The sequence below is a fragment of the Thalassospira sp. MCCC 1A01428 genome, from assembly GCF_002115825.1.
In the GTDB taxonomy this organism is placed as follows: Bacteria; Pseudomonadota; Alphaproteobacteria; order Rhodospirillales; family Thalassospiraceae; genus Thalassospira.
The window spans coordinates 13053-28069 of the sequence record NZ_JFJZ01000031.1 but is presented as its reverse complement, the minus strand read 5'-3'; the positions used below and the strand labels follow the sequence as shown (position 1 = coordinate 28069).

The following is a 15017-nucleotide window of genomic DNA, read 5'->3' as shown; positions in this document are numbered from 1 at the left end:
TGTCTGGTTGCGGGTGCGATGTGGTTTGGATGCCCTTGGGCAGGGGGCAGGTTGTGGCGGGGCAGGAGACAGGGCGTGCAGAGCAAGCATAAAGCAGCAAAAACGACGGGCGCAGAAAAGCCGGAAAACCGCGTGATAACATCGGCCGATGTGGCGCGCGAAGCAGGTGTTGCGCGTTCTACCGTGTCACGGTGCCTGTCGGGTGATGGGCGGATATCGGAGGAAACCCGCCAGCGTGTTTTGCAAACAGCTGATCGGTTGGGCTATCAGATTAACCAGATTGCGCGGTCGATGAACCGGCGCAAAAGCGATTTGATCGGGTTGGTGACATCGGGGTTGGAAGACCCGTTTCGGGTGCAGTTTTTACATCATTTGATTAGTGCCATTCAGAAAATCGGCTATCGCCCGCTGGTGATTGATGTGTCCGCGCCCGAGCATATGTCGCGGTCGATGCTGAATTTATTGCAATACCAGGTGGCGGGGGTGGTGGTGACATCGGGCAGTCCGTCGCCGGAAATTGGACAGCATTTTATTCGCCGCAATGTGCCGGTGGTACTGGTGAACCGGGCAGGTTTGCTTGAAGGGGCCGATGTCGTGAATTGCGATAATGACACCGGCGGCAGGTTGGCAGCAGAAGCATTATTGGCGGCAGGGAAACGCCATTTCGGATTTTTAAATATGACAGGCGGGACCTATAGCGGCAATGCGCGGGGCGAGGCCTTTGTGGCCGCGATTGCCCCGAAACTGGCGAGTGGCGAGGTGCGGTTTAGCTTGCTGGGGTGTGACAGTGCCGATTATGAAGGCGGTTATCAGGCCGGGTTGCAGATTTTAAGCAACAGGGACGCGCCGGACGGAATTTTTTGTGGCAAAGACCATATTGCATTGGGATTAATGGATGCAGCCCGGTTTGAACTGGGGCTGCGGGTGCCACACGACCTTGCGATTGTTGGTTTTGATGACATTACCGCGAGCAGCCAGAAGGCATATGGGTTAACGACCATTCGCCAAAGTGCCGAAGATTTGGCCGCCCTGACCGTGGCAAGACTGGCAGAACATATTGCAGCCCCCGGCCAAACCGCCTCGCAACGGGTGGTGTTGCCGGTGGACCTGGTGCAACGCAGCAGCACATGAAAACAGGCGTATTCTAATGCATCGCCCGCTGTTTCAGCTTTGCGAAGCCGTGGATGGTGACCATAAGATACGAGAGGTAAGGTGAGACTCGTGATGAGAACGGCAGATTTTGCAAAGTTAGAGCACACGTGTGCGCAATTTTGAAGCTGTTTTCAGATATGTGACTGCTAAATCGTTACCGGAGATGCCTGGGGCTGGGGCAGTATTGATGTTTTAAAACAAGTGCTTGGCCGTTTTGTTACAATTTTATGACGGCAAAATAGAATTTTTCAGTTAATTTTTCTGCGATTTGAGTTATTTATTCCAGGGTGGAGCGCGCAAACGAGTAGCGCACACGTGTGCATTCAACGAAATGCGAATGAATCGGGAGGATTCCAATGAAACTGAAAACGATTTTGCTGGGTAGTATTTTTGCGGCCGGTGCCATGTCTGTCAGCCTGTCGGCGCAGGCGGCGGGACGCCTGAATGTGGTGTGTTCGGCCGACAATACCTGGTGCGAAATGATGGAAGCCGAGTTCGAGAAAGAATACGACATCGATGTGTCGATGGTGCGTAAAAGTTCCGGTGAGGCCTATGCCCAGGTTCGCGCCGAAGCCAGCAACCCGAAACTTGATATCTGGTGGGCCGGAACGGGCGACCCGCATTTGCAGGCGGCTGCCGAGGGCCTGACGATGGAATATAAATCGCCATCGCTGGATAAATTGCAGGACTGGGCGCAACGCCAGGCTAAAAATGCCAATTACCGCACGGTCGGGGTTTATGCCGGTGCGCTTGGCATTGGCTATAATACTGATGTGTTAAAGAGCAAGGGCCTGCCCGCCCCGAAATGCTGGAAAGACCTGGCAGACCCGGCATACAAGGGCGAAATTCAGGTTGCCAACCCCAATTCGTCGGGGACGTCCTATACCGCACTGGCAACATTGGTACAGTTGTTTGGCGAGGACAAGGCGTTCGATTTCCTCAAGGAAATGCACAAGAACGTAAACCAGTATACCAAGTCGGGGTCCGCCCCGATCAAGGCGGCGGCGATTGGTGAAACCACCATTGCGATTACCTTTATGCATGACATGGTAACCCAGAAGGAACAGGGTGCCCCGATTGAGATTGTATCGCCCTGCGAAGGAACCGGTTACGAAGTTGGCTCCATGAGCATTATCAAAGGGGCGCGTAACCTGGAAAATGCCAAGATCTGGTATGAATTTGCCCTGAATGCCAAAACGCAATCCATGGCGGAAAAGGCAGGCAGCTATCAGGTGCCGTCCAATACCGAGGCAACCGTGCCGGAAAATGCCCCGCGCCTGAGCGATATTAAACTGATTGATTATGACTTTGCCAAATATGGCGAAGCAAAAACGCGCCGCCATTTGTTGCAGCGCTGGGACGAAGAAGTGAAAACCGCCCCGCAATAAGGCTGTTGTGATCCGGCGGGGGACTGTGCGCAGCTTTGTTGCGTGATGGTGCCCCTGCCGGTATCGCCGTTCCGATTTTTTCAAGAATACAATCTGTTTTCAAACAGGAGACTGCCCCGTGCGCAGACTGTTGTGGTTCTGGCTGGCGATTGGCTGGATCGGTTTTGTCGTATTGCCGTGGTATCAGCAGGAATATGGTTTCTGGACGCTGGAATGGCTGACGGATGGATATACGTTTTATGGTGATTATGCCCCGGCGATTTTACAGGGATTTATGTTTGACCGACCGTGGCTGATGCCGGTGGCAGTGTTTTTGCTAACACCGTTTCTGGTTATTAAACGCCCGCGACAGGACCCTTTATTTGGCAATGTGCTGATTGCATCGGGGCTGTGCGGCATTGGTTATATGCTGCTGCAAGGTTTTGCCATTGGTGTGTTTGGTTTTAACTATCCGTTTTTAACCGCGCTGTTTGGTGAACTTGACGTGCGGCAATATGGCCTGGGATATGGCGCCCTGTTTTGTGCAGCCAGTTTTCTGGTGCTGTTTTGTACCGGGCTGGCAGCGCGCGGCACCATGCGCGGCGATGTGTTTGTCACCACATCCATCGGTGTGATTATTGCGCTGGTGGCGACGTTTGTGTTTTTCCCGGTGTCGCGCATTTTGATCAGCGCCTTTGTCAATCATGACGGGGTGTTGTCCGCCGCCGATTTTTTGCGCAATTTTGCGGCTTCCACGGTTTGGGGGCTGGGCTGCTTTGCCGGGGGCGTGTGCGGTGTTGCCTGGAATACCGCCATTCTGGCGATATTAACCGCGACCTCGACAACGCTTTTGGGGCTGGCCTTTGCCCTGGTGGTGACGCGCACAGGGTTTGTGTGGAAAAAATCGCTGCGGGTTTTAACCGTATTGCCGATCATTACCCCGCCTTTCGTGATTGGTTTGGCCCTTATCCTTCTTTTTGGCAGATCGGGAACTGTGACGCAGTTCTTTGCTGATCTGCTCGGGGTGGAGGCAGGCCGGTGGCTGTATGGCCTCCCTGGAATATGGCTTGCCCAGACCTTGTCCTTCACCCCGATTTCTTTTTTGGTTCTGATTGGTGTTGTCGAGGGGGTTAGCCCGTCGATGGAGGAAGCATCGCAAACCTTGCGGGCGGATCGCTGGCAAACATTTGTGCGGGTTTCCCTGCCATTGATGCGCCCCGGCCTCGCCAACGCGTTTTTGCTGGCCTTTATCGAAAGCATGGCCGATTTCGGCAACCCGATGGTTTTGGGCGGCAATTATGATGTGCTGTCGACTGATATTTTCTTTGCCATTGTTGGTGCGCAAAATGACCAGGGCCGGGCGGCGGTGCTGGCTATTATTTTGCTGGTCTTTACCCTGTCGGCCTTTGGCGCACAGCGGTTCTGGCTGGGCAAAAAATCCTATGCCACGGTATCGGGCAAGGCCGATAACGGCGCGCATATCAGCCTGAACCCCGGTTTGCGGCGTTTGTGTTATGGCACCGTCATTCCGTGGGCGCTGTTTACGGTGGTGATTTACGCGATGATTTTCTTTGGCGCATTCGTTAAGCGCTGGGGATTTGATAACAGCCTGACACTGGATAATTATGTGGAGGCATTCGGCATTGGCTGGAGTGACCACGGTATTGTCTGGGCGGGGGCGGCGTGGGATTCGTTCTGGACGACGCTGAATATTTCGGTCATTGCCGCCCCGCTGACCGCGGCGGTAGGCCTGACGACGGCCTACTTGCTGGTGCGCCAGAACTTTCGCGGCAAGAACATCTTTGAATTTGGCACGATGCTGAGTTTCGCCATTCCTGGCACGGTGATCGGGGTCAGTTATATTCTGGCCTTTAACGTGCCGCCGCTGGAACTGACCGGGACCGGGGTTATTTTGGTGATTTGCTTTATTTTTCGCAACATGCCTGTGGGCGTGCGCGGCGGGATTGCGGCGATGAGCCAGCTTGACAAAAGCCTGGATGAAGCCTCGCTGACATTGGGGGCGAACAGCTTTACCACGTTCCGTCGGGTGATTTTGCCGCTGTTGCGGCCCGCGATTGTTGCCGCACTGGTTTACAGTTTTGTCCGGGCGATTACGTCGGTCAGTGCGGTGATATTTCTGGTCAGTGCCGACCATAATATGGCGACATCCTATATCATCGGGCTGGTGGAAAATGGCCGGTATGGCGTGGCGATTGCTTATTGCAGCGTGCTTATTCTGGTCATGCTGATGGTGATTGTGACGGTGCAGGGCCTGATCGGGAAACGCAAATTGCGCCGCGAGGACCGGGTTGCAACGGATATTTCAACAACAGGCGGGAAAACCGCTGTTAGCGGCTTACGGGAGAAACATTCATGACGTTGAAAACACGGGCCGGGTCGGTCGTTTTTGAAAATGTAACCAAAACCTTTGGCAAGGGGGCGGTGACGGCAATTGACGATGTGTCGTTTAATATTCATCCCGGCGAGCTTGTGACGCTGCTTGGCCCCAGTGGCTGTGGCAAGACAACCACCCTGCGCATGATTGCCGGGCTGGAACACCCGACAGCGGGCAAAATTATGATTGGCGACAAGGATGTGACGCATCTGCCCGCCACGGATCGCGATGTCAGCATGGTGTTTCAGTCTTATGCGCTGTTTCCGCATATGAGTGTGGTGGAAAACGTTGCCTATGGCCTGACCGTAAGCGGCCAGAAAAAGAACGAAGCCCATGACCGGGCGCGTGAAGGGCTGGGGCTGGTGGGGCTGGCTGATTATGGCGACCGGCTGCCATCCGAGCTTTCGGGCGGGCAGCAACAAAGGGTGGCGGTGGCGCGTGCCCTGGTGCTGGAGCCCGAAGTTTTGTTGCTTGACGAGCCGCTATCAAACCTGGATGCAAAATTGCGCCGCCATGTCCGCACCGAAATTCGCGATTTGCAGCAAAAGCTGGGCCTGACGGCGGTTTATGTGACCCATGATCAGGAAGAAGCGCTGGCGGTTTCGGACCGGATTATTGTGATGAACCGGTCGGTGATTGCCCAGCAGGGCACCCCGCGCCAGTTGTATGAAGAACCGGCATCGGCCTTTATTGCCGATTTCATTGGCGATGCGAACCTGGTGCAGGGCGAGGTTTATGCCGTGAATGGTGATATGGCCGATGTTGATATTGGTGGGGAACGGGTGACGTTGCGCCAGCGCGCCCATGGCATTGGTGCCGTTGAGGTGGCCGTGCGCCCCGATGCCGTGCGCCTGAGCGATGGGGCGGCCGGGGCGCAGATGTCGCTAAAGGGTAACGTGACCCATGCGACATATCTTGGTAGCGCCATGCATTACACCGTGCAGTGCGCTGTGGGCGAACTGTTTGTTATTGACGGGCGAATTGATACACCGATCAAGGCAGGCAGTGAGGTTGGAATTGGTTTTGCGGCGCGGGGTCTTGCGCTTGTGTCGGGTCAGTGATCCGCAATCGGAAAAAGGAAAATAAACGTGAGCAAAGCGTTAAACAAGGCCACCGACGGTGTGGATATTGCCGCACGGTTTGACCATGCCCTGAGTGTTGTGAAAGAAGCCGGGCGGGTGGCAATGGATTATTACCGCCGGGTTGATGAACTGGTGGTGGAATGCAAGGACAACCCGCTGGATGTTGTCAGCATTGCCGATAAGGATGTTGAGGCGGTTATTCGCCGCCAGATTGCCGAAAAATTCCCCGATGACGGGTTTTTAGGCGAGGAAATGGGCATTGATCGCGGCAAGAATGACTGCCTGTGGGTGATCGACCCGATTGACGGCACGGCGTGCTTTGTCAATAAAATGCCGACCTGGGTGATTTCGGTGGCCCTGATGGTGGGCGACGAGGCCGTGATTGGCCTGATTTATGAACCCAATGGCGATGAATTGTTTGCTGCCTGCCTGGGGCAGGGGGCCACGGTAAATGGCAAGCCGATAAAAGCCAGCCAGGTTGATAATGTGAATGCCGGTGTGATGGGCGTTGGCATGTCGCACCGTGTGGGAAGTGTGGCATTGGTGCCGTTCATAACCGACCTTTTGGACCGCGAAGGGATGTTTATTCGCAACGGGTCTTGTGCGCTGATGATGGCCTATGCGGCATCGGGCCGGTTGATTGGTTATTTTGAACCGCATATCAACCCGTGGGATTGCATGGCAGGCATTGTTTTGATGCGCGAGGCCGGTGGCTGGTGCAACGCATTTTTGCAGGCACCGGACGTGCTGGAAAAGGGTGCGCCGATTTTGGTGGCGGGCCCGCATGTGGCGGCGGTCCTGTCGGAAATGACCGGGGTTAAATAACGGTTTTTGGCCCTGGTTGAGGGGCAAAGGCGGCATGAAAATTGCCTGCTTGTGCCTGTCAAAAACGCATCATTTTTGCGAAATTTCCGGTCAAAACGGCATTGGGATTTCAGTTTTTGAACCAAAAAAATCCCGCAACATATTGAAGATGTTGCGGGATTCGGTGTTCCTATTGTAGCAGGTTCGATTTTGGATGGTAGCTACAACAATTGAATCAAGAGAAAGAATAAGACCATTATTGTAGCAGGTTCGATTTTGGATGGTAGCTACAACGTCCTCAGGTTGATGCCGAGTAATCTGGCCATTGTAGCAGGTTCGATTTTGGATGGTAGCTACAACGCGTATAGCCGGATAATACCCGATGCCGCATTGTAGCAGGTTCGATTTTGGATGGTAGCTACAACCCACGGCGGCGGCGGGGGTTTCAGCGGGGTATTGTAGCAGGTTCGATTTTGGATGGTAGCTACAACGCATACCGGCGGCCTGTTGCGCAAGGTTCTATTGTAGCAGGTTCGATTTTGGATGGTAGCTACAACTTGTGTGCTGGATTTTAAATTGGAGATACAATTGTAGCAGGTTCGATTTTGGATGGTAGCTACAACCTGAACCTGTACGGTTGATGTTGGACGAACTATTGTAGCAGGTTCGATTTTGGATGGTAGCTACAACCCCGTTGCTGTTATCTGGTCTGGCCGGTTTATTGTAGCAGGTTCGATTTTGGATGGTAGCTACAACCCTGCCACGTGAACGCCTCGGCCCCTTTTCATTGTAGCAGGTTCGATTTTGGATGGTAGCTACAACACACCGAAGATATTGAGGTGATTAATTCCGATTGTAGCAGGTTCGATTTTGGAGGGTCGAGGGGTTGTTTACTGGCTGCACCACAGGATGCGGGCGATCCAGTCGAGGTCCTGGGCGGTGATATAGCGGTCTTCGTAGTCCGGGTTGAGGGATTTAAGCTCGATCCCCATGGCGCCGCGGCGGACCAGTTCCTTGGCCATGACCTCGCCTTCGCGGGTTTTGACGACCACGCGGTCGCGCGGGCGGATGTTGGAGGCGGGGGAGACGATGATCAGGTCGCCATCGCGAAAAACCGGCGACATCGAATCGCCTGCGATGCGCAACCCATAGGCGGTGGGGTCGTGCAGGGCAGGGAAGGTGATGTCTTCCCACGCCCCGCCAACGGGGTAGCCTGCATCATCAAAAAAGCCGCGATTGCCTGCCTGGGCAAAGCCGATGACTGGCACGCGCCCGGCACCATTGCCATCCATCAATTCAGAAAATTCCCGGAATGTGACATTGGCGGCCGAGAGAACCTTGGCGATGCTTTCGGTGGAGGGCCAGCGGGGTTTGCCCGCATTTGTATTGCGTTTGGACCGGTTAAACGTGGTCGGGTCAAGCTGGGCCAGCCGGGCCAGGCCGGAGGGTGACAAGCCTTTATCCTCGGCAATTTTGTCGAGTGCGGCCCAGATGAGGTCATGTTTAATCATGGGTTTATACTATCAGGGTTGATCGGGCAGGGGACAGGGAATTTATTCCTTTCTTTTTTATGAGAACAAAATAGGAAAATAATCCTTTACAAAAAGAACAAAAAGGGATTAAAAGCTGAGTGTCAGCGGGAGATTTGCATCCGGGAGTATGTGACGACAGGCTATATCGCCGTTCGCATACCGAAGGCGGGATCGTTTCTTTCCATAATTGTTTGTGTTTGCCCATTCATGACGCGGCACCCCGGGGTGCGGTGACGCCCCTTGTTTGTTTGCATCAGATCGCGATGCGGTTTGACGATGCCATTTAGGCACGGTGATGCGACCAACCCGTGCCCTGAAAAGGCAGGGGGAGCGGAAGGGATGACAGCGTAAATGCATGAAGGGTGGCGGAGTGTGGCGTGAGGCGGCCACAGAGCAGTGAAATGTTTATCAGGAGGGCGAAATGACGCAGCAACGATTGTTTCCCAAACCCTTGCGTGACGGGGAGGTGACCCTGTTTGCCAGTGCCGGGCAGGCGTGGTTCTGGTTTGTGCGCTGTCAGGCCGCACGGATTGAAGGGGCGCGGGTTGTGGCCGATGCCGGGGATGTGACCCGGCCGTGCGACCCGGACGATATTTATAACGCGGTGATGCGGTTATGGCGCGGCGGCGTGATTGGGCAGGCGCATTTACAGGTGCTGGAATATTACGGTGCGGTGGAACGGGTGCCTGACCCACGGGTGGAGGAGGAACAGCGCAAGGCAGTGTTGTGGTGTGAAGCGCTGGAAGTGCTGGCAACCGTGTTGATCCGCCGGGGTATTGTGGACCCGGACGGGGAAGCATTGGCGCAGGCTGACTATGACGAAAACGATAGCGACCAGGAAATGCAGGGAGATTTTACGCCATGTCATTTTTAGGGAGGTTTTCACAGGGGGCATGTGTGGCGACGTATTTTGGGCGCGATGCGGCGAATGACCAAAGCGTTGCGAAGGGGGGCGAGTTTAAAAAGGACATGGAACATGCCCGGTTTGGTGCAGGGGCACATGTTTTGAAGCGAAGCTGGCACGGCGAAGGCGATGTGCAACGGTTGGGCGCACATGATGGTTTATCAAACCGGCTGCAGGATTGCCGTAGCATGCCGATAAGGGCCGGGGCCGGTGAAAAGGGCGGGGAAAACCGGGCCTTGATTGTGTTTGCCGATGCGCCGGACAAATGGGCTTTACGGTGGTTGCCTGCGGAGTTTCGCCATTGTTTTGCGGTGATTGCGACGCGCGAAAGCGGGCAGTGGATTTATTTGAACCCGGCAAGCCACCAGTTGCAATGCGAGCTTTGGCAGTTTTCGGCGCTGTTTGACCCGGCAGCCTATTATCGCGAACAGGGGCATAACTGCCTGTGGGTGACATTGCCCGATGAGGGTGCCCAAACGGTGCGGCTGGGTATGTTTAGTTGCGTTGAAGTGATGAAACGGTTGCTGGGCATTTCGGCGTGGTATGTGCTGACCCCGGCGGGGTTGCATCGTTATCTTGTGAACAAATCGAAAATTTATCAAAAAAGTTCTTGATTTGTTCTTTTTAATAGGCTAGGATACCTAAATCAACACCACAGTTGCGCCCGCTACCGGAAACGGTGGCGGGTTTTTTGCTTTGAGGCTTTGAGGCTTTGAGGCTTTGGAGCCTTGGAGCCTTGGAGCCTTGGAGCCTTGGCGTCGCGATGCGTCGCGTTGGGGCGTTGCTGTGCGGAACAGGGCAGGTTGAGGGATGGGTGGGGTGAATTGGCGGGGAAGCGGGGCTTGCGCACAGGTGCCGGGGAGAGTGACGGGTTTTTGGGAGCAGGGGCGAGCAAATGAAGCAGGCGGAAATGGATAGCGCAATGTTGCGCAGGCGGTTTCGAACAGCTTTGCAACGCCGGGGGCATTGGCAACGCCATTGGCAGGAATGTTATGAATTTGCCCTGCCGCAGCGCCAGGAAAGTGATGTGGCTTTTGGTGGATTTGGCAGCACAGGCGGGGCGGGCGGCAATGTGGGCAAAAAGCAGTTCGACCGGGTGTTTGACGCCACGGCACCCGATGCGGTGGAGCAACTTGCCGCCAGTTTGCTTGGTGAAATAACGCCGCCGTCGGGCGGGTGGTTTCAGATGGTGCCGGGCGACGATGTGGCCCTGGCAGATCAGGCAGATTTGACCGACAAACTGGCCCGTGCGGGGCGGATTGTGCAGGGGCATTTTGAACGGTCCAATTTTGCGGTTGAAATTCATCAGGCATACCTGGATCTGGTGACGGTGGGAACGGCATGTTTGCGGCTGGAGGAAGACGGGCCGGGTGCGCCATCGCGGTTTCGGTTTTGTGCGGTGCCGGTGCGCCATCTGGCATTTGAGGAACGGGTGGATGGCACGCTGGATGCGGTTTTTCGCCAGTTAAACCTTGGCATTGAGGACATTTGCGAAAAATGGCCGGATGCATCCATACCCGGCCATATTACGGCTGCAGCGGAAGCCGAGACGGAAAAATTTGCCGTGATCGAGGCCGTTTTGCCGGACCGGTCCGGGGCGGGCGGATATGATTATGTGGTGTTTTTTGCCAATGACCCGGCTGCAAATGTTGCGCAGGATGACGTGATTGCCAAAGGGCGGTTTGCCGTTTCGCCCTATATTGCCTTTCGCTGGTTAAAGGCGCCAGGCGAAATTTATGGCCGATCGCCGGTGATGAAGGCATTGCCCGATATTAAAACCGCCAACAAGGTGGTCGAGCTGGTTTTAAAAAATGCATCGATTGCGGTGACAGGGATTTGGCAGGCCGATGATGATGGCATTTTAAACCCGGCAACGGTGCGGCTGGTGCCGGGCAGTATTATTCCCAAGGCAGTCGGGTCGGCGGGGTTAACGCCGTTAGATGCGCCGGGGCGGTTTGATGTTTCGGACGTTGTTTTGGCCGATTTGCGCGAACGCATTCGCCGTTGTTTGTTAACCGACCGGTTAGGCCAGGTGGATGCCCCGCGGATGACCGCGACCGAGGTTTTAGAAAGGGCTGCCGAAAATTCGCGATTGTTGGCCGCGACCTATAGCCGGTTACAGGCGGAACTGATTTTTCCGTTGATGCGCCGGGCGTTGCATGTGCTGGCGCGCAGTGGCGAGCTTCCCGATATTCCGATTGATGGCAAGGTGGTGTGTTTGCGCCATACCGCCCCGATGGCGCAGTTAAGCCGCAAGGCGGAAGCCGGGCAGACACTGGATTGGCTGGGCAGGCTGGCATCGTTGGGGCCGGATGCGATGGCAACCATTGACATGGACAAAACCGTGCGCTGGCTGGCCGCGCAGTTTGGCGTGCCACAGGATTTGTTGAAACCCGAGATGACGCCAGAAGACATGGCGGGAATTGCCGGAATTGTGGGCGAGATGATGAATGCGCCGGAGGTTGCCGGGAAAGTTGCCGGGGAGGGGGGACAATGAGGATTTGGCGGCGTGTGAAACCGGCGAGGGCGGATGTCGTGATGGATGTGCAAGCCGATGCGCAGCCAGTGGCTGGTTTGAGGCATGGCGGGCACGGTGGGCACGGTGGGCATGGGGCGGCGGCGTTGGCCGGTGAGACTGACGGTGCGCGCCAATATGGTGACGGGGATGACAGCGGGTGGGGCTGGTTTGAGGGCGGCTTTGTTGCGGATCGGAAATCACCCACGGTTTTGTCAGAACGGAAAAATGAAAATGCCGAAGTGATTGGGGTTTCGCACGAGGAACGGGACCGGGCGTGGCAACGGGTTTTGGGGCCATCCGCCGGGCATGATGCGGCGGTGGTGTGTGCGGATTTGCGCGCCATGACGCTGGAACGTGCCCTTGGCCCGGCGGCAAGCCCGCAGGCGATTTGGATGCAAGAAGGGCAGCGTGCATTGGTGTTGCAGATGTTGCGCCGGGCACGGGGCGATTGATGGCGGGTGAAGGTTTGAAAATTTGGGAGGGTTTTGATGGCAGGAAATGCGGGTGATGTTGCCGGCCAACAAGGGGGTGCCGGGGGTGGAAATGCAAGCGGGGCCGGGGCCGGAACCGGTGAGGGGGCCGCGTTGGTGAAAGGCGATGGTGCGGCGGGGCCAGGTGCCGGAGCAGGATTGCTGCCAGCCGGCGCAGGGCAAAACGGGAATATTTTGAGTGCGGCGGCGGGATCGGCGTGCAGGGGTGAGGATGGCGTTGGTGTTGCGGGCGGCATTGGCGGCGGCGCAGTTGGTGGCACCGGAATGATGGCAGCCATGGCACGTGTGGCAGAAACCCCGAATGCCGATATGCCCGCGTTTCAGATACCGGGGCCGGAAAGTTCGGATGCGGAGCGGCAGGCATTTTATGCGGCCCTTGGGGTGCCGCAAAGCCCGGCAGATTATGAAATTAGCGGGGCGGAGGAGCTGGGCGGGGTGAATGAGGCCCTGAATGCCCGGTTGCATGAAGCCGGTTTTACCGGGCCGCAAGCACAGCTGGTGTATGATTTGGCATCTGAAATTTTATCGCCAATGGTGGCACAGGCCCAAAATGCCGCACGGATGGCAGAGATGCAGGGGCAACTGGCGGCTGAATTTGGCGGGGCGGACCACTGGGCGAAACTGGCCCCGCGTATTGCCAGCTGGGGGCAAAAAAACCTGCCCGCAGCCTATGAGGCGATGGCGCAAAGCCCGGACGGTGTGCGGGCATTATACCGGCTGATGCAAGATGGCAGCGAACCGGGGCTGGCCGGAAACCATGCCGGACAAGGCGGAACCGACCCGCAGAACGATATTAACCGGTTGATGAATGACCCACGTTACTGGCGCGACCGCAACCCGGCCATTGTCGCCCGGGTGCAAGCCGCATTTGACCGGCTGCACCAGGGGAATTAAGGGCGCGGATGACCGGTGGTGGGGGAACGGTTAATCGGCTGGTTTGACGTGATAGCGGCCGTCGCTTTTGCTGACATCGGGCGGGATGCGGGAGCGTTCGAAGGCGGCATAGACATCATAGAGGCCGGGTGCCGGGCTGTTGTTGGTGGCGTCTTCGGTCAGAGCGAGGCTGTCATCCATATCGCGGGGTTTTTCAAAGATATGAACCGGGACAGATTGCTGACCAGCGCGCAGGGCCGCATCGACCAAAAGATAGATTTGTTCGATGTCGTCATTATTAAGGGAAATACCGGCAAGGTCCGAACAGTTGCCATGCAGACTGTAGGAAATGGCGCCAGCCACATCGCTGGTGGATGGGGCGTCGTCATCGGGCAGGGGGTTTAAATTCAGTTCGACGTGGCTGGGACTGTTGGGGGATAAATCATCGCGGCGGATACGATAAACACCGGGCGGGGGTGTTTGCAGGGCGGCGTTGCCGGTGTCCTGGTCGCTGCAAAAACCGGCATCCTGAATTTCGCTATAGCGGGTGTCACCACGCAGCCAGACTTGCAGTTTTTGATCGGCGGTGAAAACCCGCAAATAAACCGGTGCGCCCACGGCAATGCCTGCCTCGTTCAGGCGTTTTTCCATGTCGGGCAAGACGCGGCTGCGGATGCGGTCGGCGCCAAAGCCGGTAAGGGCAGACACGCGAGAGGTGAATGCATGAAAATAGGCAGGCACAGGGGTATAGGGCAGGGTGAAATAACCCGCCGCCGCCAAAGCGATAACAGTTAAAATTGCATAAGTACGTGCGCGCACCTGGAAGGCTCCGACTGGGTTGACGTTTTATAAATCGGGGTCGTCCGGCGACCAGTAAACAAGCCGGTCTATCTGACCCGGAAGCCAGAATCCGGAACAGGAAAACAACCATCAAAGCATGACCATAAAATGACAGTTAAGGCGGTAAATAAGGCGTTTGTGCCTTGTTTGTCGCGATGGCCTTCGTGTGAGAATTTCCAACGCAAAAGGGGCGGCGATGAGTATTTCCATTGATAAAAGTTTTGTTGAGCATTTTCAGGCCGATGTACATCAGGCCTATCAGCGGATGGGGTCGAAGTTGCGCAACACCGTGCGGGTGAAAAACGGGATTAAGGGGGCGACCACCGTTTTTCAAAAAGTGGGCAAAGGCATTGCCACCACCAAGGCCCGGCATGCCAAGGTGCCCGTGATGAACCTGAGCCATGCAACGGTGCGCTGTGATTTAAGCGATTATTACGCCGGGGACTGGGTGGATGCGCTGGATGAATTGAAGGTCAACCATGATGAAAAAATGGTGCTGGCCAATGCCGGGGCCTATGCGCTGGGGCGCAAAACCGACGAACTGATCATTGAGGCCCTGCAAACAACCGAAAATGTGGTTGCACACGATAATGCCGGTTTGACCCTGGACAAGGTTTTGGAAGCCTTTGAAGGCATGGGGACACTCGATGTACCCGATGACGGGCAGCGGTATGCGGTTGTTGGCTGGAAACAATGGTCGGAATTGCTGGCGGTAAAGGAATTTGCATCGTCGGATTATATTGGTGATGACGATTTGCCGTGGAAGGGCACACAGGCCAAACGCTGGCTGGGGACATTGTGGATGCCCCATTCGGGCCTGCCGGTGAAGGACGATGTGCGCAGCTGTTTTTGGTATCACCGCACCGCAGTTGGCCATGCAGTGGGGGCGGATGTGGAGACAGACATTACCTGGCACGGGGACTATGCGGCGCATTTCATTAATAATTCCATGAGCCAGGGGGCGGTCAAGGTGGACGGGGACGGGATCATCTGCTTGCAGGCCAAGGAATAGGGGGCTGTTTGGGCGGCATCATTGGCGCGGCATTTGCGGAGCGATGG

At 56.0% G+C, this 15017-nt stretch carries 13 protein-coding genes and 1 CRISPR repeat array; of the genes, 11 read left to right on the top strand and 2 right to left on the bottom strand.

Annotated elements, in window-relative coordinates:
• The first annotated feature begins 75 nt into the window (after positions 1-75).
• The 5 genes from THS27_RS19130 to THS27_RS19110 all read left to right on the top strand — a co-directional run bounded on the left by THS27_RS19130 (position 76) and on the right by THS27_RS19110 (position 6821).
• Positions 76-1131, top strand: coding sequence for a LacI family DNA-binding transcriptional regulator (locus THS27_RS19130; protein WP_168184946.1), 1056 nt, complete (start codon positions 76-78; stop codon positions 1129-1131).
• A gap of 377 nt (positions 1132-1508) precedes the next feature.
• Positions 1509-2540, top strand: a complete 1032-nt coding sequence (locus tag THS27_RS19125; protein WP_210402946.1) for an ABC transporter substrate-binding protein — start codon at positions 1509-1511, stop codon at positions 2538-2540.
• 118 nt (positions 2541-2658) lie between these two features.
• Positions 2659-4896, top strand: a complete 2238-nt coding sequence (locus THS27_RS19120; protein ID WP_246833029.1) for an iron ABC transporter permease — start codon at positions 2659-2661, stop codon at positions 4894-4896.
• Positions 4893-5975, top strand: coding sequence for an ABC transporter ATP-binding protein (locus tag THS27_RS19115; protein ID WP_085593665.1), 1083 nt, complete (start codon positions 4893-4895; stop codon positions 5973-5975). The genes THS27_RS19120 and THS27_RS19115 overlap by 4 nt, the downstream gene beginning before the upstream one ends.
• A 27-nt stretch (positions 5976-6002) precedes the next feature.
• Entirely contained in the window at positions 6003-6821 is an 819-nt protein-coding gene (locus THS27_RS19110) for an inositol monophosphatase (protein WP_246833028.1), read from the top strand.
• Positions 6822-6992: 171 nt separating this feature from the next.
• A CRISPR array of direct repeats spans positions 6993-7688; the repeat unit is 36 nt; unit sequence ATTGTAGCAGGTTCGATTTTGGATGGTAGCTACAAC.
• Positions 7689-7690: 2 nt separating this feature from the next.
• Here THS27_RS19110 and THS27_RS19105 read toward each other — a convergent pair.
• Positions 7691-8311: a helix-turn-helix transcriptional regulator gene (locus THS27_RS19105; RefSeq protein ID WP_085593664.1), complete on the bottom strand. Its 621-nt coding sequence runs from the start codon at positions 8309-8311 to the stop codon at positions 7691-7693.
• Between the two features lie 442 nt (positions 8312-8753).
• Between THS27_RS19105 and THS27_RS19100 the strand changes: the two genes are divergently transcribed.
• The 5 genes from THS27_RS19100 (at position 8754) to THS27_RS19080 (ending at position 13139) form a co-directional block, all read left to right on the top strand.
• On the top strand, positions 8754-9206 hold the full coding sequence (locus THS27_RS19100) for a hypothetical protein (protein ID WP_085593663.1): 453 nt from the start codon (positions 8754-8756) through the stop codon (positions 9204-9206).
• A gap of 23 nt (positions 9207-9229) precedes the next feature.
• Positions 9230-9850 carry a hypothetical protein gene (locus THS27_RS19095; RefSeq protein ID WP_085593662.1) on the top strand — a complete coding sequence of 207 codons (621 nt, stop codon included), beginning with the start codon at positions 9230-9232 and terminating at the stop codon, positions 9848-9850.
• Positions 9851-10131: 281 nt separating this feature from the next.
• Positions 10132-11733, top strand: a complete 1602-nt coding sequence (locus THS27_RS19090; protein WP_085593661.1) for a portal protein — start codon at positions 10132-10134, stop codon at positions 11731-11733.
• Positions 11730-12206, top strand: a complete 477-nt coding sequence (locus THS27_RS26700) for a hypothetical protein (RefSeq protein ID WP_168184945.1) — start codon at positions 11730-11732, stop codon at positions 12204-12206. Before THS27_RS19090 ends, THS27_RS26700 begins: the two co-directional genes overlap by 4 nt.
• Positions 12207-12242: 36 nt before the next feature.
• A complete protein-coding gene (locus THS27_RS19080; RefSeq protein ID WP_085593660.1) occupies positions 12243-13139 on the top strand; it encodes a hypothetical protein in 897 nt (298 codons plus the stop codon).
• A gap of 30 nt (positions 13140-13169) precedes the next feature.
• On the opposite strand, the gene THS27_RS19075 is transcribed toward THS27_RS19080, so the two are convergent.
• A complete protein-coding gene (locus THS27_RS19075) occupies positions 13170-13937 on the bottom strand; it encodes a hypothetical protein (RefSeq protein WP_085593659.1) in 768 nt (255 codons plus the stop codon).
• A 217-nt stretch (positions 13938-14154) separates the two neighbouring features.
• Here THS27_RS19075 and THS27_RS19070 point away from each other — a divergent pair, with 217 nt between their 5' ends.
• Complete coding sequence (locus THS27_RS19070) at positions 14155-14970, top strand: phage capsid protein (RefSeq protein WP_085593658.1); 816 nt, start codon at positions 14155-14157, stop codon at positions 14968-14970.
• Positions 14971-15017 lie beyond the last annotated feature (47 nt).